Source organism: Acidovorax temperans (assembly GCF_006716905.1).
GTDB classification, from domain to species: domain Bacteria; phylum Pseudomonadota; class Gammaproteobacteria; order Burkholderiales; family Burkholderiaceae_C; genus Acidovorax; species Acidovorax temperans.
Genome location: NZ_VFPV01000001.1, coordinates 992174 through 1009530 on the forward strand (window position 1 = coordinate 992174; position 17357 = coordinate 1009530).

Below are 17357 nucleotides of genomic sequence, written 5' to 3' on the forward strand. Positions count from 1 at the left end.
ACGGGGCATACGCGCCGGTGCGTGGTGCCCGATGCAACGGCCGGCTGATAGCCTGCCAGCCCACCCGGGGCAGGCGCTTCAGGTATTCTCGAAACGTGAATTACGCCCAGCTCCTGCTTCCAGATTTCTCCCTCATTCTGTTTGGTTACCTGCTGTGCCGGTATACCCCTCTGAACCGCTCCATCTGGCAGCCCGTTGAGAGCCTGGTGTATTACCTGCTGTTTCCGGTACTGCTGTTCCAGTCCATCGTCAAAAGCCCGATTGACGTGGGCGCCGCGTCCAGCCTGATGGCGGCGGGGCTGCTCTCGGGCGTGGCGGGCATTGCTCTGGCGTATTCGCTGCCCTACTGGCCCTGGCTGGGCTCGCACCTGGAGCGCCGCGACCATGCCGCCAGCGCACAGGTGGCGTTTCGCTTCAATTCGTTCATCGGCCTGGCGATTGCCGAGCGCCTGGCAGGCGCGCAAGGCTTGCTGATGATTGCGGTGCTGATTGGTGTGTGCGTGCCGCTGTTCAACGTGGCCGCCGTGTGGCCCATGGCACGCCACGGCGGCCAGGGCTTTGTGCGCGAGCTGCTGCGCAATCCGCTCATCATCGCCACGGCGTCGGGCCTGGTGGCCAACCTGCTGGGCTTTCGCATACCGGGCTGGATGGAGCCCACCGTCAGCCGCATCAGCGCATCATCGCTGGCCCTCGGGCTGATGGCGGCAGGCGCGGGCATGCAGTTTGGGCTGCTGGGCCGCAGCCGCCTGCTCACGGTGTCGGTCCTGTCCATTCGCCACCTGATTCAACCGCTGATTGCCTGGGGCATGGCGCATTGGTTCCAGCTCGACGCCGTGCAAACCACGGTGCTGCTGGCCTTCTCTGCCCTGCCCACGGCGTCTACCTGCTACGTGCTGGCGGCGCGCATGGGCTACAACGGGCCCTATGTGGCCGGGCTCGTCACGCTGTCTACCGTGCTGGGAGTGGCCAGCCTGCCATTCGCACTGGGATTTTTGCGATGAAACCCACCATCGACCGACGCGCCTTGCTGGGTGCCCTGGTTCTGCTGGCAGCGGGCGCAGGGCTGCCCGGCTGCGACCGAAAGCCTGCCACCCAGCCTGTGCCAGCGGGTGCCACCGTGCTGGCGCTGGGCGACTCGCTGACCTCGGGCGTGGGCGCATCGGCCGACACCGCCTACCCCACCCTGCTGGCAGCCCGCACGGGCTGGAACGTGATCAACGCAGGTGTTTCAGGCAACACCTCGGCCCAGGCGCTGGAGCGGCTGCCCGCCCTGCTACAGGAACACCGGCCCGCGCTAGTGATCGTGAGCATCGGCGGCAATGACTTTTTGCGGCGCCTGTCGCTCGAAACCACGCGCACCCACCTTCGCCGCATTGGCGAGCAGGCGCGTGCCAGCGGCGCGCAGGTGCTGCTGGTGGCCGTGCCCGGCCTATCGCTCATGGCCGCTGCAGGACACCTGAGCGACCACGAGGTGTACGCAGAGACAGCCAAGGCGCTGAAGATTCCGCTGCATGCCTATGGCTGGTCTACCGTGCTGGCCGATGCCCGCTTGCGCGCCGACAGCGTGCATGCCAATGCAGCCGGCTACGCGCGTTTTACCGATGGGCTGGTGCAGACGCTGCAAAGCACCGGATTGCTATCAAAAACGTAGCTGCCAGCGCTTATCCATCAAGCGCTATAGCCTGATTTCACCTCAAACCGCCAGCGCCCAGGCCACATGCTCGCGCACCAGCTCGCTCGGTTCGTGCGCGCGCGACTGCAGGGCGCTGCGCAGCTCAGCGCTGTCAGCCTGCCGCAGTGCGTTGCCCAGCGCCACGGCCACGTTGCGCAGCCAGCGTTCGTGGCCGATGCGGCGAATGGGGCCGCCCTCGGTCATGCGCAAAAAGGTGGGTTCGTCCCACGCAAACAGGTGCACCAGCTGCTGGCCCGACAAGCCCTTGCGCTCGTCAAAATCAGGCAGGCGGCTGACCTGGGCGAACTTGTTCCAGGGGCACACCAGCTGGCAATCGTCGCAGCCGTAAATGCGGTTGCCCATCAGGGGCCGCAACTCCAGCGGAATGGGGCCTGCGTATTCAATGGTCAGGTAAGAGATGCAACGCCGCGCATCCACGCGGTGGGGCGCCACGATGGCCTGCGTGGGGCAGGCATCGATGCACGCGCTGCAGCTGCCGCAGTGGGCGGTGACGGGCTCGGTGGCCGGCAGGGCCATGTCCACGTAGATCTCGCCCAAAAAGAAGGTGGAGCCCGCCTCGCGGTTGAGCACCAGCGTGTGCTTGCCGCGCCAGCCCTGGCCGCTGCGGGCGGCCAGCTCGGCCTCCAGCACAGGGGCTGAATCGGTGAACACCCGGTGGCCAAAAGGCCCCACCGCTTCGGCGATGCGGTCGCTGAGTTTTTGCAGGCGGGCGCGCAATACCTTGTGATAATCGCGCCCCCTGGCGTACATCGAGACAATGCCTTCTGCGGGGCGCTGCAGGCGCTGCAGCTCCATGGCTTGCCAGCCGCCCGCCTGGGCCACGGCGGGGGCGCTGTCCCGGTCGCGAGGCAGATAGTCCATGCGCGCGGTGATCACGCTCACGGTGCCGGGCACCAGCTCGGCCGGGCGGGCGCGCTTCAAGCCGTGGGCGGCCATGTAATGCATGTCACCATGGAACCCTTGCGCCAGCCACTGCATCAATCCCGGTTCTGACGCAGACAAATCCACCCCGGCCACGCCGATTTGGGAGAATCCCAGCTCGCGGGCCCACTCCTGAATTTGAGGAACGAGTTGACTGTTGCACCACATACCGGCCAGATTGTAGAAAGCCCCGGCACAGCCCAGGCCACCACCACCTGGCGCAGCGAGGACGACACCGCCGCCTGGGCCCAGCGGCTGGCAGCGCAGCCTGCGCTGGCCAACGCATTCATCACCCTGCACGGCGACCTGGGCGCGGGCAAAACCACCCTGGTGCGCCACCTGCTGCGCGCGCTGGGTGTGCAAGGCCGCATCAAGAGCCCCACCTACGCCGTGGTGGAGCCGCACGAAGCCGCACAGCTGGCCATCTGGCACTTTGACTTCTACCGCTTTGACGACCCGCGCGAGTGGGAAGACGCGGGCTTTCGGGACATCTTTGCCAGCCCCGGGCTCAAGCTGGCAGAATGGCCAGAAAAGGCTGCAGCGCTTACCCCGCCTGCAGACCTTGCTATACACATTGAAGCAATGGACGAAACCGAAAGGCAAGTCACCCTGCGTGCAGGCACCGCCACCGGCCGCAGCCTGCTCCAAGGATTGAGCGCATGACCGCTGACGCACACCCCGCCCGCCCACCGCGCTCGCCCAGCCGGCGCAGCCTCTTGCAGGCCGGCAGTTTGGTGCTGCTGCTGGGCACGCAGCAGATTGCGCGCGGCGCCAGCATCCTGGCCGTGCGGGTGTGGCCAGCGCCCGAATATTCGCGCGTCACCATCGAGTCAGATACCAAGCTGGTGGCCAAGCAATTTTTCGTGACCACCCCACCCAGGCTGGCGGTGGACATTGAAGGCATTGACCTGAGCCCTGAGCTGCGCGAACTGGTCGCCAAGGTCAAGCCCGACGATCCGAACATTGCCGGCATCCGCGTGGGGCAAAACGCCCCTGGCGTGGTGCGACTGGTGGTCGATTTGAAGCAGGCCGCACAGCCCCAGGTGTTCACCCTGCCGCCCATCGCGGCCTACCAGCACCGCCTGGTGTTCGACCTGTACCCGGCAGAGCCGGTGGACCCGCTCGAAGCCCTGATTGCCGAGCGCTTGCGCGACACCACACCCGCAGCGCCCACAGCAGGCGCCACCACAGCCCAGCCCGCCAAGCCGCACGAACCGGCCGACCCCCTGGGCGACCTGATTGCCCAGCACGCCCACCGCCCCGGGCCCAGTGCCACGCCCGCCCCGGCCGAGCCCACCCCTGCAGCCCCGCCCGTCGCCGCCAACCGCCCAGGCGGGCGCGCCACAGCTACGCAGACCGACCGCATCATCATCGTGGCGCTGGACCCCGGCCATGGCGGTGAAGACCCCGGCGCCATTGGCCCCGCCGGCACGCGTGAAAAAGACGTGGTGCTGCGCGTGGCCCACCTGCTGCGCGACCGCATCAACGCCACCACCGTGGGCGGCAACCCCATGCGCGCGTTTCTGACCCGCGACGGCGATTACTTCGTGCCCCTGGGCACGCGGGTGGAAAAAGCGCGGCGCGTGCAGGCCGACCTGTTCGTCAGCATCCACGCCGACGCCTTTACGACCCCCGCCGCGCGCGGTGCCAGCGTGTTTGCGCTGAGCCAAAGCGGTGCATCCAGCACGGCCGCACGCTGGCTGGCCAACAAGGAAAACCAGGCCGACCTGGTGGGTGGCCTGAACGTACAGAGCAAAGACCGCCACGTGCAGCGCGCCCTGCTGGACATGAGCACCACCGCGCAGATCAACGACAGCCTGGCCCTGGGCACCGTGCTGCTGGGCGAGATTGGCAATATCGGCCGGCTGCACAAGCCGCGCGTGGAACAAGCGGGCTTTGCCGTGCTCAAGGCGCCCGACATTCCCAGCGTGCTGGTAGAGACTGCCTTCATCAGCAACCCCGAAGAAGAAGCCCGCCTGCGCAGCAGCGCCTACCAGCAGCAGCTGGCCGATGCGCTGATGCGCGGCATCACCCGCTACTTCGCCAAGAACCCGCCGCTGGCGCGCAGCCGGTCGGTGTGAGGTTTGAACCTGTTCACGATCCTTTCGGGCATCGTGAACAGGACCTCGCTGGCGCCAACAACTGGCAGGCTAAGACGCCAGACGGAAAACGCTCACCACCTCGGCCAGCTTGGCCGCCTGGTGGCGCAGGCTGTCGGCAGCGGCGGCGCTTTGTTCCACCAGCGCTGCGTTTTGCTGGGTCACCTGGTCCAGATGGGTGACGGCTTCGCCCACCTGGCTGATGCCGGTGGTCTGCTCGCTCGTGGCGCTGGAGATTTCGCCAATCAGGTCACTCACCCGCTGCACCTGGGCCACGATGCCCTCCATGCTGCGCCCGGCCTCGCTCACCAGCTGGGTGCCGTTTTCCACTTTCTCGACGCTGGCGCCGATCAGGGTCTTGATCTCGCGGGCCGCGTCGGCTGAGCGTTGGGCCAGGCTGCGTACCTCGCTGGCCACCACCGCGAAGCCCCGGCCCTGCTCGCCTGCGCGGGCCGCCTCCACGGCAGCGTTCAGCGCCAGGATGTTGGTCTGGAAGGCAATGCCATCGATCACGGAAATGATGTCGGTGATCTTGCGCGAGGCAGCGGAGATTTCTTCCATGGGGCTCACCACCTGTCCCACCACTTCGCCGCCCTGCACGGCCGCGCGTGAGGCCTCGCCCGCCAACGCGGCCGCCTTGTGTGCGGTATCGGCATTGTTCTTGACGGTGCTGGTCAGCTCTTCCATCGACGCGGCGGTTTCTTCCAGGTTGCTGGCCTGTTCTTCGGTGCGCTGGCTTAGGTCAGCATTGCCCGTCGCAATCTCGCTGGAGCCGGTGGCAATGCTGTCGCTGCTGAGGCGCACCTCGCCCACGATACGCACCAGCGAGGCCTGCATCTGCTGCATGGCCAGCATCATCTCGGCCACCTCGCCCCGGCCACTCACCTGCACAGGGCGGGACAAGTCGCCCTCGCCGATACGGCGCGCCACGCCGCTGACTTCGCTGAGCGACTGGCGGATACGCGCCACCAGCACCCACGACAGCACCACCAGCACCACCAGCAACGCCAGCCCCGCCACACCGGCCACCACCACCGCCATGCGATACGAGCGGATGAGCGCATTGGCCTCAGCCGCCTGGGCTTCCGAGCGCTCAATCTGGTAGGCCACCATCTTGTCGGCCACGGCGTTGTAGCGGTCTACCACCGGTGCAAACTCCTTCAAGGCAAAGTCCCTGGCCTGCGCCACGTCGCCCGCCTTCTTCATGGCCAGCGCCTTGTCGCGCGTTTCCAGGTACGACTTGCGCACGGTGGCCAGTTCTTCCTGAATGCGCAGCCCACCGGGGCTTTCTCCAGCTCGGTGTAGCGCTGCTGCACCTTGGTCGTGTCGGCCGTGGTGCTGCCCATCACGTCCTTGAAATAGCCTTGCAGGTCGTCCCCATCGGTTTGTGCGATGGACAGCACCCGCGTGGCGTTCACCGCAATGTTGCTGCGCCAGCGCAGCGCCAGTTGCAGGCGCTCCACCTGTTCGTGGCCCAGTTCTTCCACCGTGGCGCCCAGTTGCTGCACCCGCACCAGGCTCAGCGCCAGGATGACCACCAGGGCCAGCACTGCCACCCCGGCCAGCAGGCTGATCTGCTGGGCAATGGTCAGCCGGTTGAGCCCCTGGGCGGGATGAGAGGTGTGTTCAGACATTGAGCACTTTCCCTTCTTGTTGTAGGCCGGTTCAACCGCGTGACGCACTCCTTGACGTGTGCACCAGCCCGGTCGGGCCCTGATGATTTCGTGAAGCAACCCAAGCCACGATGAACCTCTGCCGGTGCGGTGACAAGCCCATCCCCCCCCGCATTCACCCCAATTCCTACAGAAGCGCAAGCCCAGGGCTGACACCGCGCAGGGCGGCAGCGATTCACAGTGAAGCCATGGGCCAGACCACCGGCTGCCAAACGCGAAGGCACCGGCCCACCTCCACTTGCGAAAGGAACACACCATGCTGCAAACACGTCATCTCATCGGGGCCACGGCCCTGGTTGCTGCCCTGGCCATGGGCGGCTGCGCGTCCAACCCCACCAATGCACAAATCGGCACGGGGGTAGGTGCCGCCGCTGGCGGCCTGGTGGGCAATGCGGTTTTTGGCGGCACTCTGGGCACCGTGGGTGGTGCCGCAGCGGGCGCACTGATCGGCCACGAAATTGGCGAAGACAAGGACCAGCGCCGCGCGCCGCGCCGATAAGCAGAGTACAAGCAAAAAGAGCTGCTAGCGCTTATCCCAAAAGCGCTAGCAGCTCTTAATTCAATAGCAAATTTAGGACTGCGCAGGCTGGTTGCGCCCCGCCTTCCACGCGCTGGCAATCGCAATCAGACCCGGCACCAGGATCAGCGCCCAGATGATCTTGTCCAGGTTTTCCTTCACCCAAGGCAGGTTGCCAAAGAAGTAGCCTGCCGTGGCAATGCCTAGCACCCACAGCAGCGCGCCGCCCACGTTGTAGGCCGTGAACTTGGTGCGGCTCATTTCCGCCACGCCCGCCACAAAGGGCGCGAAGGTGCGAATGAAGGGCATGAAGCGTGCAATGACGATGGTGATGCCGCCATAGCGCTCGTAAAAGTCATGCGCCTGGTTGAACGCCCGCTTGTTGAACCAGCGCGAGTCTTCCCACTGGAACACCTTGGGGCCAAAGTAACGCCCGATGGTGTAGTTGCACTGGTCGCCCAGGATGGCCGCCACGATGAGCACCACGCACGCCAGCGGAAAATTCATCAGGCCCGCGCCGCACAGCGCGCCCACGATGAACAGCAACGAATCCCCCGGCAGAAAGGGCATGACCACCACGCCGGTTTCCACAAACACGATCAGGAACAGCAGCGCGTACACCCACATGCCGTAGCTCTGCACGAACGCCTCTAGGTATTTGTCTACGTGCAGAATGAAATCGAGCAGAAAGGTCACTATTTCCATGAACGGGCCTTGCGTGGCTGGGGTGAGGAGGTTGAAAGCAGCGCGCATTATCCCCATCACCCTGCTATCAAATCCCCATGGGGCCGACGCCTAAAATCTGGCGGGTGAACCCAACCCAGCCCACCTCCGAAGTCTCCGCGCCCGAAGCATCCCTGCCCGGCACGCGCCGCCCGATCCGCGACCTGCCCGACGAACTCATCAGCCAGATTGCCGCTGGCGAAGTCGTGGAGCGCCCCGCCTCGGTGGTGCGCGAGCTGGTAGACAACGCGCTGGACGCGGGCGCCACGCAAATCACCGTGCGGCTGCTGGCCGGCGGCGTGCGCCTGATTGCGGTGGAAGACGACGGCCTGGGCATTCCGCCCGAAGAGCTGCCCGTGGCACTGCGCCGCCATGCCACCAGCAAGATCACCAACCTGCACGACCTGGAAACCGTGGCCACCATGGGCTTTCGGGGCGAGGCGCTGGCGGCCATCAGCTCGGTGTCGGAGATGGCCCTGCTCTCGCGCCCGCCCACGCAGGCCAGCGCCTTTTTGCTGGACGCGCGCAGCGGCGAGCTGCGCCCTGCCGCCCGCAGCCAGGGCACGACGGTGGAAGTGAAAGAGCTGTTCTTCTCCACCCCCGCGCGCCGCAAATTTCTGAAGACCGATGCGACCGAGCTGGCGCACTGCATTGAATCCGTGCGCCGCCACGCGCTGGCGCGGCCCGATGTGGGCTTTGCCATCTGGCACGAGGGCAAGCTGGTGGAGCAGTGGCGCGCCACCTTTGTGCCCGGCGAAGGCAACCCGCAAGACGCACTGGCCCGCCGCCTGTCGGACGTGCTGGGCGAGGACTTCGTCACCCAGTCGGTCGCCGTGCAGCACCGCGTCGGGCCGGTCACGGTCACCGGCCGCGCAGGCTTGCCCGACGCCGCCCGTTCGCGCCCCGACCACCAGTACTGCTACGTCAACGGCCGCTTTGTGCGCGACAAGGTGCTCACCCACGCCGCTCGCGCCGCCTATGAGGACGTGCTGCACGGCCACAAGCAACCCATCTACGCGCTGTATGTCGAGATCGACCCCGCCCGCGTGGACGTGAACGTGCACCCCACCAAGATCGAGGTGCGCTTTCGCGACAGCCGCGAAGTGCACCAGGCTGTGCGCCATGCGGTGGAAAACGCGCTGGCCGCGCCCCGCGCAGCCCTGGCAGCGGCCCAGGCCGCACATGCTGCGGGTGCGCCAGCCGCCACCGCACCGCACCCTCAAGGTTTAGAGCAAAAACAGCCTGCAGCGCCCATGTGGCAAGCGCAAGCTGCTATGAAATTTGAAGACCGAGGCCACCGCGTGCAAGACCTGCAGGCCCTGTGGTCACCCCGCGAGATAACCCCCAGCGTGCCGGACGCCGCGCTGGGCGGGCTTTGGGCCCCTTCTGCACAGCCTGCGGGGGTTGCGTCCGCAGAAGCTGCCCCCAGCGCAGTAGCCCCAACGCCCAATGCCGCGAACAGCGCCGTGGACGATGCGACACGCGCCGAGGCCATGGTGTGGCCCGGGCAGCGCAGCGACAACGCATCCACCTGGCCCCTGGGCCGCGCCGTGGCCCAGTTGCACGGCGTCTACATCCTGGCCGAAAACGCCCAGGGTATGGTGGTGGTGGACATGCACGCTGCCCACGAACGCATCGTGTACGAGCGCCTCAAATCCCAGGTGGACAGCGGCGCCCGCATTGCCAGCCAGCCGCTGCTGATCCCCGCCACCTTTGCCGCCACCCCGCAGGAAGTGGCCACGGCGGAAGAATCCACCGACGTGCTGGCCCTGCTGGGCATGGAGGTGGTCCCCTTCTCGCCCAAGACCCTGGCCGTGCGCGCCGTGCCCACTACGCTGGCCCACGGCAACCCGGTGGAACTGGCCCGCAGCGTGCTGGCCGAGCTGGCCGCGCACGACGCCACCACCGTGGTGCAACGCGCCCGCAATGAAATCCTGGCCACCATGGCCTGCCACGGCGCGGTGCGGGCCAACCGCAAGCTCACGCTGGACGAAATGAACGCCCTGCTGCGGCAGATGGAAACCACCGACCGATCGGACCAATGCAACCATGGCCGCCCCACCTGGCGGCAGCTCACGATGAAAGAGCTGGACGGGCTGTTTTTGCGCGGGCGCTGAGCCCCACGCGTCTGCGAAAACACAAAAGCCCGCAATCGCGTAATGCCAGTCAGTTAAGCCCGCAGGCGGCTTGATCCAGTAAAAGGGAGCGTGTTCAACACGTTCCCTTTTTTCTTGATGAGCCTGCTTGCAAACGCCTTGCGCGAGACCCTGCCCCGAGTACCTGATCGCCTCGAGCAGCTCAGCGCGTTGATAGACCCTGCCTGGATCGCACAGGCGCTGGGGACCAGCGGCAAGGCCTCCATCCGCCGGCGCAAGCTGCCTGCCGAACATGCCGTGTGGCTTGTGATCGGACTGGCGCTGTTTCGCGACCGGCCACTGTGGCAGGTGGTGCAGCAGCTGGATTTGAGCCTGGATGGACAAGCGCCGCCTGCACCGAGTGTCAGCGTGCAAGCCCGCCAGCGCCTGGGCGAGGAGCCTTTGGCCGAGCTGTTCGCTCTACTGACCCAAGCCTGGAGCCGTCCTGCGGTGAATGTGCGCCAGCCACTGCGCGTACTGGCTGTGGATGGTGTGGTCTGGTCGGCGCCGGACACCCCTGAGAATCGAGTCGAACTGGGCAGCTGCAGCAACCAGCATGGCCTCTCGCCCTGGCCGCAGATCCGCGCCACTTGCCTGATGGACACACACAGCCACGAGATGCTTGATGCCAAGCTCGGCGCCATGGACTGCGGCGAATTGAGCCTGGCAGCGCAGTTGCGCGGCGAGGATCACTCCGTGACCCTGTTTGACCGAGCGTACTTCTCGGCAGCGTTCCTGTTGGACTGGCAGGCTGCGGGTACGCAGCGCCACTGGTTGATGCGCGCGCGGGACAATCTGCGCCATGAGATCGTCCAGCAACTGGCGTGCGGCGATGCGCTGATCCGCATGCCGGTGTCCCCGCAAGCGCGCAAGGCACACCCGCATCTGCCCAGCCACTGGCAGGCACGCCTGATCGAGGTGAGCGTGGGTGGACGGCTGCGCCGCTTCATCACATCCTTGCTGTGTCCCCGCACGCATCCGGCGCAGGAGCTGGCCGAGCTCTACCACCAGCGCTGGGAGATCGAGTTGGGGTTCCGGGAGATCAAGCAGACCCTGCAGGAAGGTGAGCCGGTGCTGCGCAGCAAGCAGCCCGCGCTGGTGCGCCAGGAGCTGTGGGGTGTGCTGATCGCCTACACACTGCTGCGCCGCTGGATGCGCGAGATGGCAGCGCACGTCCAGGTCGAGCCCCAGCGCATCAGCTTCCATACGGCCAGCTACGCCATCGTGAACTTACTGGCGGTCCCCAGCCTGGACTCTGCGGGCACCTTGCCCAAGCAGTTGGCAGCCCTGTTGGCGCAATCGCGACACTTCGTGCTGCGGCCACGCCGCACTGGGCGCCGCTTCCCAAGGGTCGTCAAAAAACGCGCTTCCAAATTCCCAACGAAAAAATGCCAGTCAGCTCTTAACTGACTGGCATTGCGCAATCGCGGGCTTTTGTTTATTGGCAGCGCTGGCGCGATCAGTTGTCGCGCGCAGCCTTGGCAGTGTCGGTGAAGTCGCTGAACACGCCGTCCACCCCCAGGTTGAAGAACAGCTTGTACTCGGCCTTGGGGTCGCCCTTGAAGTCCGACGCCAGGCGCTTGGCTTCATTGCGGAAGGTGTAGGCATGCACAAACAGGCCTGCGGCGTGGGCGTCCTTCACCACCGAGGTGGCGGGCATCATCACGCGGTCGCGCTCGTCGATCTTGCCGTCGCCGTTCAGGTCGTCGGGCTTTCCGTCCTTGTTGGCGTCCACCTGCTTGGAAGGGATCAGGTACGGCTTCCAGGGGCCAATGCCATCGGCGTAGGTCTTGATTTCCTTCAGGCCTGCGGGGGTCAGCAGGCTGGCAAAGGTGCGCGAGTCGCCGGCCACGGCAAAGTCATAGGGCTTGTCGTAGGGGGCCGTGAGGTCCATGCTGCCATCGGCGTTCACGTCGTTGGCATCCACCAGCTGCACCAGGCGAACCTGGGTCTTGGTGCGCAGGTACTTGAGGTTGGACACCTCGAACGACTGCACGATCACCGGCGACGCCTTGGTGGTGTAACCGTACTTGGACAGCACGGCCAGCAGGCGATCTTCCAGCGGCAGGCCCAGCTTGGCGTGGTAGGTGGGGTGCTTGGTTTCGGGGTACACGCCCACGGTGCGGCCGGCCTTGGTGCCTTCGGCCTTGGCCAGGTCCAGCACTTCTTCAAACGTAGGGATCTGGAACTTGCCGTTGAACGACTGGTCACGGTCCGACAGGGGCTGCACGGCGCGCAGGGTCTTGAGTTCGGCCAGGGTGAAGTCAGAGACGAACCAGCCTTCTTCGTTCACGCCGTCCACGTTCTTGGTGGTCTTGCGGCTGGCGAATTCGGGGCGGGTGGCCACGTCGGTGGTGCCGGTGATGTTGGGCTCGTGGCGGGCCACCAGCACGCCGTCCTTGGTGGCAACGAGGTCGGGCTCGATGAAGTCGGCGCCCATGTCGATGGCGAGCTTGTAGCTTTCCAGCGTGTGGTCAGGCCGGTAGCCGCTGGCGCCGCGGTGGCCAATCACCAAGGGGGTGTCGCCGTTGAGTGTGGGGTAGCTGGGGCTGTCGCTGCCGCCGCAGGCTGCCAACGCAAGGGCTGCCGTCAGCGCCAGGGCCGCAGGACGAATGCTGAATGTGTGCATGAGCGCTTCTCCTCTTGGGATGTCCTGCATAACCCTCGCGAGTCGGTGATAGTGCGGATCGGGATGGGCCACAAGGCATCTTTTTGCAGCCAATAGCCGGGCTATTGGCAAGAAAAGCAACGCAGTGGACTGCCCGAGGCCGCGCTATCACAGACCGCAGGGAGTTATGCAGGACATCCCTTGGTATGCGTGTAGTGAACCGGCCGACTGTGGGGGCATTCTGTGACAACACCATGACGGTGCATAGGGGTAAGCACCCTACCTTGGCCGCCGCCATTCACACCCCACGGCGGTGCATTCGAGCACCAATTCAATGCAAAAAGGCCACCAATTCACCAAGCTTGTGCAGATTTTCGGCATGACCTTATGACGCTTTGACATAATGTCGCATTGCAGCAAGCAACGGCTGCTTTTTTTTGACCTCCACAAGCCTCTTCAACCATGAAATACGACTCCGTTGGCAGCTTCCTTTCGCAGGTGGCTCTTCGCAATCCCGGTCAACCTGAATTCCTGCAAGCTGTCACGGAAGTGATGGAAAGCCTGTGGCCTTTCATCGAGAAGAATCCCCGCTACGCAGAGCAAGGCCTGCTGGAGCGTCTGGTCGAACCCGAGCGCGTGGTGATGTTCCGCGTGTCCTGGACGGACGACGACGGCACCGTGCAGGTCAACCGCGGCTATCGCATCCAGCACAGCATGGCCATTGGCCCCTACAAGGGCGGCCTGCGCTTCCACCCCTCGGTGAACCTGTCGGTGCTGAAGTTCCTGGCATTCGAGCAAACCTTCAAGAACGCGCTGACCACCCTGCCCATGGGCGGCGGCAAGGGTGGCTCCGACTTCGACCCCAAGGGCAAGAGCCCTGCAGAAGTCATGCGCTTTTGCCAGGCTTTCGTGACCGAGCTGTACCGCCACGTCGGCCCCGACACCGATGTGCCTGCAGGCGACATCGGCGTGGGTGGCCGCGAAGTGGGCTACATGGCCGGCATGTACAAGAAGCTGGCCAACAACGCTTCCAGCGTGTTCACCGGCAAGGGCCTGAGCTTCGGCGGCTCGCTGATCCGCCCTGAAGCCACTGGCTACGGCACGGTGTACTTTGCCGACGAAATGCTCAAGACCCGCGGCAAGTCCTTCAAGGGCATGCGCGTGTCGGTGTCCGGCTCGGGCAATGTGGCCCAGTACGCCGTCGAAAAGGCCATGGAACTGGGCGCCAAGGTCGTCACCGTGTCCGACTCCAGCGGCACCATCATTGACGAAGAAGGCTTCACCCCAGAGAAGCTGGCCATCCTGATGGACGTGAAGAACCACCACTACGGCCGCGTGAGTGACTACGCTGCCCGCACCGGTGTGAAGTTCGAAGCAGGCGTGCGCCCCTGGCATGTGCCGGTGGACATCGCCCTGCCCTGCGCCACCCAGAACGAGCTGGACGAGAACGACGCCAAGCTGCTCATCAAGAACGGCGTGCTGTGCGTGGCCGAAGGCGCGAACATGCCTTCGACCATCGAAGCGGCCAAGGCCTTCGAAGCCGCTGGCGTGCTGTACGCCCCCGGCAAGGCATCCAACGCCGGTGGCGTGGCCACTTCCGGCCTGGAAATGAGCCAGAACGCCATGCGCATCAGCTGGACCCGCGAAGAAGTGGACGCGCGCCTGCTGCAGATCATGCAAGGCATCCACGCCGCCTGCCTGAAGTATGGCAAGCGCGCCGATGGCAGCGTGAGCTATATCGACGGCGCCAACGTGGCGGGCTTCGTGAAGGTGGCCGACGCCATGCTGGCCCAAGGAGTGATCTGACATCCATGCCGCACAGGGTGCCGAGTGGCGCCTGCCGGTCAACACCAAGGGGCTTCGGCCCCTTTTTTCATGGGCGTGTCGGTGGATGTGCCGATGCCGGTATGCTCACTGCCTGGACAATATGTCAGCAAAGGTAACCCCTTTCCTCAAGGAGACGCGCGCGTGGAAATTTTCAGCTTCCTCAATCTCATGGTCGAGAAGGCAGGCTCTGATCTGTTCTTCAGTGTGGGAGCCCCTGTCAACTTGAAGATCGAGGGCATTACCCACCCGCTGAAAATGCCCGCGCTGCGCCCGGGGCAGGTCAAGCAAGTAACCATCCCCCGGCAAAGCCGGGGGCATTCGGGATGTGAGCCGCTCAAAGCGGCTGTAAGGGGTCGCTAACGCGGCCCCTCATTCTTGGGGCCACCTATCGGTGGCTACTCACCTCCATAGACCGAGTTGGTCCAACCTCTCGTCTTCCTTCTCCTGGTTTCGGATGTACTCCCGTATCACCGCTTCGTCGCGTCCCACCGTCGAGACGAAGTACCCTCGCGCCCAGAAGTGCTGACCCACGAAGTTGCGCTTTCGCTCTCCGTACACCCGCGCAAGGTGGATTGCGCTCTTGCCTTTGATAAAGCCCACCACCTGCGACACCGAGTACTTCGGTGGGATCGACAGCATCATGTGCACGTGATCGGGCATCAGATGCCCCTCTTCAACCCTGCATTCCTTTTGCGCGGCCAACTTTCTGAATACCTCACCCAGGTGTTCGCGTAGCTGCTTGTACAGCGTTCGCCTTCGACACTTGGGGATGAAGACCACGTGATATTTGCAATCCCAGGCCGTGTGACTCAAACTTTCATACTTGTCCATCGTGTTTCTTCCTTTCGTTTGCTTGGCGGCTCACGATTGAAAGTCTCTACGGTGGACAACCTCCTGAAAAGTCAAACTTCTACTGCCTCCCCGGCAGAGCCGGGGGGCCTCCTTTTGGTAGCTAGCCTATTCGGTGATGAACGAGCGCCAGATCAGCGAGTTCGAAGCCAAGATGGAGATGAACCTCTCGATCTCGGCCGAAAACCTGGGGCGCTTCCGGGTGAACGTGTTCGTGCAGCGCGGCGAAACCGGCATGGTGATTCGCTACATCAAGAACAAGATTCCGCCGCTGGCTGCCCTGGGCCTGCCGCCTGTGCTGGAAAAGCTGGTGATGCGCAAGCGCGGCCTGGTGCTGGTGACGGGCGCCACGGGTTCGGGCAAATCGACCACGCTGGCGTCCATGCTCAACTACCGCAACGAAAACGCCACGGGCCACATCCTCACCATTGAAGACCCGCTCGAGTTTCTGCACGCCCACAAGCTCTCGGTGGTAGACCAGCGCGAGGTGGGCATTGACACCCATTCCTACGAAGAAGCCCTGAAAAACGCCCTGCGCGAGGCGCCCGACGTGATCATGATCGGCGAAATCCGCGACCGCAATACCATGAAGCAGGCGATTGCCTACGCAGAAACGGGGCACCTGTGCCTGTCCACACTGCACGCCAACAACGCCAACCAGGCGATGGAGCGGGTGATCAACTTCTTCCCCGAAGAAGCGCACCGGCAGTTGCTGGTGGACCTGAGCCTGAACCTGGCGGGCGTGGTGTCGCAGCGGCTGATTCCCGGCCTGCACGAAAAGCTGGTGCCGGCGGTGGAAGTGATGCTCAACTCTTCCTACATCTCCGACCTGATCGCCAAAGGCGAGTTCTCGGGCATCAAGGAGGCCATGGGACGCAGCACCGAGATTGGCATGTGCACCTTTGACCAGGCGCTTTACCAGCTCTACACCGAAAACCGTATTTCGCTGGACGAAGCGCTGCACAACGCCGACTCGCGCACCGACCTGGCACTGCGCGTGCGCCTGGCAGCAGGGGTTTCGACGCAGGACGCTGGCGATCTGTCCATCGACACGTCCTCGCCCATCCAGTCGGCTGCACGGTTGGCTTGACGGCAAGCGCGCGGATGCAGCACTGGCCGTTTCCGCCGTTTTTTAGGGATGCCGCAGGGGAAGACACCCTGGCGGGGGCAGCGGCCATCGTCTTCACCACCACGAACGAAACCCGCCACGGTGCACTGGAGCGGTTTGACCTTCAGGCACAGCTGACCGTACTGATGCCGCACGAAGGGGCTGCCGCCATCACGCTGCCTTTCTCGGCCATCAAGAGCATTCAGCTCATGCCGCCCATTGTGCTGACCTCTGACGAGGAACCCACCCGGCGCTACCAGGCTGCGGGTGGGCATGCGGTCAACGCCACGCCTCGCCCCTTCACCGTGCAGTTCACGGATGGCGAACTTTGTGGTGATGCGCGAGTCACCCCGAGGATGAAAAGAACCCCTCTTGTTCTCTCGCTGGCCCTGGTAGCGGCCGTGAGCGTGGGCTGCGCCACGCTCGACGCCAAACAGCGCGAATGGATTTTTCAGCCCAGCGACCGCAGCTGGGGCGGCGCGCAGTCCACCGAAGGCATGCAGGATGTGTGGATTGAATTGCCCACGCAGGCCGACGGCAAGCCAGAGCAACTGCACGGCCTGTGGCTGCCGCAGCCGCAGGCTGATGCGCCCGTGCTGCTGTACCTGCATGGTGCGCGCTGGAACGTGGCGGGCTCGTCCGGCCGCATCCGGCGCATGCACGAGCTGGGCTTTTCGGTGCTGGCAATTGACTACCGGGGCTTTGGTAAAAGCAGCGCCGGGCTGCCGTCTGAAGCGTCTTCCGCCGAAGATGCGCGCGCCGCTTGGCAATGGCTGGCCGCCCAGTACCCCGACCGCCCCCGCTACATCTTCGGCCACTCGCTGGGCGGCGCCATTGCCATCGAACTGGCGCGCCAGGTGCAGGACGAACAGGGCACGATGGTGGAAGGCACCTTCACCAGCATTCCTGACGTGGTGAGCACCTTCCGCTGGGGTTGGCTGCCCGTGTCGCCGCTGATCACGCAGCGCTTTGAGTCGGTGCGCAAGGTGGGCGAGATTGGCTCGCCCCTCTTGGTGGTGCACGGCAGCGAAGACCGCCTGATCCAGCCCGCGCTGGGCCGCAAGCTGTACGAGGCCGCCCAGGAACCCAAGCAATTCGTGCTGGTGGAAGGCGGCTCGCACCACAACACAAACGCCATCGGCCAGGGCCAATACCGGCAGGCGATGGCCTCGCTGTTCCGCCTGCCCACACGCTGAATCCACAC

Annotated in this window: 16 protein-coding genes and 1 pseudogene; 11 read left to right on the forward strand and 6 right to left on the reverse strand. The window is 64.8% G+C overall.

The window, feature by feature from the left end; genetic code table 11:
- Nucleotides 1–95 precede the first annotated feature (95 nt).
- Nucleotides 96–1001: an AEC family transporter gene (locus BDD18_RS04845; protein WP_066695605.1), complete on the forward strand. Its 906-nt coding sequence runs from the start codon at nt 96–98 to the stop codon at nt 999–1001.
- Complete coding sequence (locus BDD18_RS04850; RefSeq protein WP_142081699.1) at nt 998–1651, forward strand: GDSL-type esterase/lipase family protein; 654 nt, start codon at nt 998–1000, stop codon at nt 1649–1651. Before BDD18_RS04845 ends, BDD18_RS04850 begins: the two co-directional genes overlap by 4 nt.
- A 42-nt stretch (nt 1652–1693) precedes the next feature.
- Here BDD18_RS04850 and queG read toward each other — a convergent pair whose 3' ends face one another.
- Nucleotides 1694–2782, reverse strand: coding sequence for a tRNA epoxyqueuosine(34) reductase QueG (gene queG / locus BDD18_RS04855; protein WP_170207374.1), 1089 nt, complete (start codon nt 2780–2782; stop codon nt 1694–1696).
- On the opposite strand from queG, the gene tsaE reads away from it, so the two are divergent.
- Nucleotides 2765–3277: a tRNA (adenosine(37)-N6)-threonylcarbamoyltransferase complex ATPase subunit type 1 TsaE gene (tsaE, locus tag BDD18_RS04860; RefSeq protein WP_142081701.1), complete on the forward strand. Its 513-nt coding sequence runs from the start codon at nt 2765–2767 to the stop codon at nt 3275–3277. The genes queG and tsaE overlap by 18 nt on opposite strands.
- Nucleotides 3274–4695 carry an N-acetylmuramoyl-L-alanine amidase gene (locus tag BDD18_RS04865; protein ID WP_142081703.1) on the forward strand — a complete coding sequence of 474 codons (1422 nt, stop codon included), beginning with the start codon at nt 3274–3276 and terminating at the stop codon, nt 4693–4695. The genes tsaE and BDD18_RS04865 overlap by 4 nt, the downstream gene beginning before the upstream one ends.
- 69 nt (nt 4696–4764) lie before the next feature.
- On the opposite strand, the gene BDD18_RS22410 is transcribed toward BDD18_RS04865, so the two are convergent.
- Both BDD18_RS22410 and BDD18_RS22905 read right to left on the reverse strand, forming a co-directional pair.
- On the reverse strand, nt 4765–5961 hold the full coding sequence (locus BDD18_RS22410) for a methyl-accepting chemotaxis protein (RefSeq protein WP_420837300.1): 1197 nt from the start codon (nt 5959–5961) through the stop codon (nt 4765–4767).
- Complete coding sequence (locus tag BDD18_RS22905) at nt 5916–6347, reverse strand: MCP four helix bundle domain-containing protein (protein ID WP_244938985.1); 432 nt, start codon at nt 6345–6347, stop codon at nt 5916–5918. Before BDD18_RS22905 ends, BDD18_RS22410 begins: the two co-directional genes overlap by 46 nt.
- A gap of 295 nt (nt 6348–6642) precedes the next feature.
- Here BDD18_RS22905 and BDD18_RS04875 point away from each other — a divergent pair, with 295 nt between their 5' ends.
- Nucleotides 6643–6885, forward strand: coding sequence for a glycine zipper 2TM domain-containing protein (locus BDD18_RS04875; RefSeq protein WP_044401408.1), 243 nt, complete (start codon nt 6643–6645; stop codon nt 6883–6885).
- A 72-nt stretch (nt 6886–6957) separates the two neighbouring features.
- On the opposite strand, the gene BDD18_RS04880 is transcribed toward BDD18_RS04875, so the two are convergent.
- Nucleotides 6958–7608, reverse strand: a complete 651-nt coding sequence (locus tag BDD18_RS04880) for a DedA family protein (protein WP_142081704.1) — start codon at nt 7606–7608, stop codon at nt 6958–6960.
- Between the two features lie 104 nt (nt 7609–7712).
- On the opposite strand from BDD18_RS04880, the gene mutL reads away from it, so the two are divergent.
- On the forward strand, nt 7713–9743 hold the full coding sequence (gene mutL / locus BDD18_RS04885; protein ID WP_244938986.1) for a DNA mismatch repair endonuclease MutL: 2031 nt from the start codon (nt 7713–7715) through the stop codon (nt 9741–9743).
- Nucleotides 9744–9860: 117 nt separating this feature from the next.
- Nucleotides 9861–11171 carry an IS4 family transposase gene (locus BDD18_RS04890; protein WP_142081708.1) on the forward strand — a complete coding sequence of 437 codons (1311 nt, stop codon included), beginning with the start codon at nt 9861–9863 and terminating at the stop codon, nt 11169–11171.
- A gap of 49 nt (nt 11172–11220) precedes the next feature.
- Here the strand turns inward: BDD18_RS04890 and BDD18_RS04895 are convergent, their stop codons facing one another.
- On the reverse strand, nt 11221–12390 hold the full coding sequence (locus BDD18_RS04895; protein ID WP_142081709.1) for a glycerophosphodiester phosphodiesterase: 1170 nt from the start codon (nt 12388–12390) through the stop codon (nt 11221–11223).
- A gap of 441 nt (nt 12391–12831) precedes the next feature.
- Between BDD18_RS04895 and gdhA the strand changes: the two genes are divergently transcribed.
- Both gdhA and BDD18_RS04905 read left to right on the forward strand, forming a co-directional pair.
- Complete coding sequence (gene gdhA, locus BDD18_RS04900) at nt 12832–14175, forward strand: NADP-specific glutamate dehydrogenase (RefSeq protein WP_142081711.1); 1344 nt, start codon at nt 12832–12834, stop codon at nt 14173–14175.
- Nucleotides 14176–14337: 162 nt separating this feature from the next.
- Nucleotides 14338–14556 carry a hypothetical protein gene (locus tag BDD18_RS04905; protein ID WP_244938987.1) on the forward strand — a complete coding sequence of 73 codons (219 nt, stop codon included), beginning with the start codon at nt 14338–14340 and terminating at the stop codon, nt 14554–14556.
- 39 nt (nt 14557–14595) lie between these two features.
- Here BDD18_RS04905 and tnpA read toward each other — a convergent pair whose 3' ends face one another.
- The gene (gene tnpA, locus BDD18_RS04910) at nt 14596–15027 is read right to left on the reverse strand and encodes an IS200/IS605 family transposase (protein ID WP_026437438.1); all 432 of its coding nucleotides are present in this window, start codon (nt 15025–15027) and stop codon (nt 14596–14598) included.
- Nucleotides 15028–15148: 121 nt separating this feature from the next.
- On the opposite strand from tnpA, the pseudogene BDD18_RS04915 reads away from it, so the two are divergent.
- Nucleotides 15149–16135, forward strand: a pseudogene (locus BDD18_RS04915) (PilT/PilU family type 4a pilus ATPase); the annotation flags it as partial.
- Nucleotides 16136–16509: 374 nt separating this feature from the next.
- Nucleotides 16510–17349 (forward strand): alpha/beta hydrolase, encoded by an 840-nt coding sequence (locus BDD18_RS04920; protein ID WP_142082522.1) that lies wholly within the window; start codon nt 16510–16512, stop codon nt 17347–17349.
- The last annotated feature ends 8 nt before the right edge of the window (nt 17350–17357 follow it).

Excerpts from the sequence above, each read along its gene's own strand:
- BDD18_RS04850 (WP_142081699.1), top strand. The coding sequence starts at position 998 with ATGAAACCCACCATCGACCGACGCGCCTTGCTGGGTGCCCTGGTTCTG.
- queG (WP_170207374.1), bottom strand. The coding sequence starts at position 2,782 with ATGTGGTGCAACAGTCAACTCGTTCCTCAAATTCAGGAGTGGGCCCGC.
- BDD18_RS04865 (WP_142081703.1), top strand. The coding sequence starts at position 3,274 with ATGACCGCTGACGCACACCCCGCCCGCCCACCGCGCTCGCCCAGCCGG.
- BDD18_RS22905 (WP_244938985.1), bottom strand. The coding sequence starts at position 6,347 with ATGTCTGAACACACCTCTCATCCCGCCCAGGGGCTCAACCGGCTGACC.
- BDD18_RS04875 (WP_044401408.1), top strand. The coding sequence starts at position 6,643 with ATGCTGCAAACACGTCATCTCATCGGGGCCACGGCCCTGGTTGCTGCC.
- BDD18_RS04880 (WP_142081704.1), bottom strand. The coding sequence starts at position 7,608 with ATGGAAATAGTGACCTTTCTGCTCGATTTCATTCTGCACGTAGACAAA.
- BDD18_RS04890 (WP_142081708.1), top strand. The coding sequence starts at position 9,861 with ATGAGCCTGCTTGCAAACGCCTTGCGCGAGACCCTGCCCCGAGTACCT.
- BDD18_RS04895 (WP_142081709.1), bottom strand. The coding sequence starts at position 12,390 with ATGCACACATTCAGCATTCGTCCTGCGGCCCTGGCGCTGACGGCAGCC.
- gdhA (WP_142081711.1), top strand. The coding sequence starts at position 12,832 with ATGAAATACGACTCCGTTGGCAGCTTCCTTTCGCAGGTGGCTCTTCGC.
- tnpA (WP_026437438.1), bottom strand. The coding sequence starts at position 15,027 with ATGGACAAGTATGAAAGTTTGAGTCACACGGCCTGGGATTGCAAATAT.
- BDD18_RS04920 (WP_142082522.1), top strand. The coding sequence starts at position 16,510 with ATGAAAAGAACCCCTCTTGTTCTCTCGCTGGCCCTGGTAGCGGCCGTG.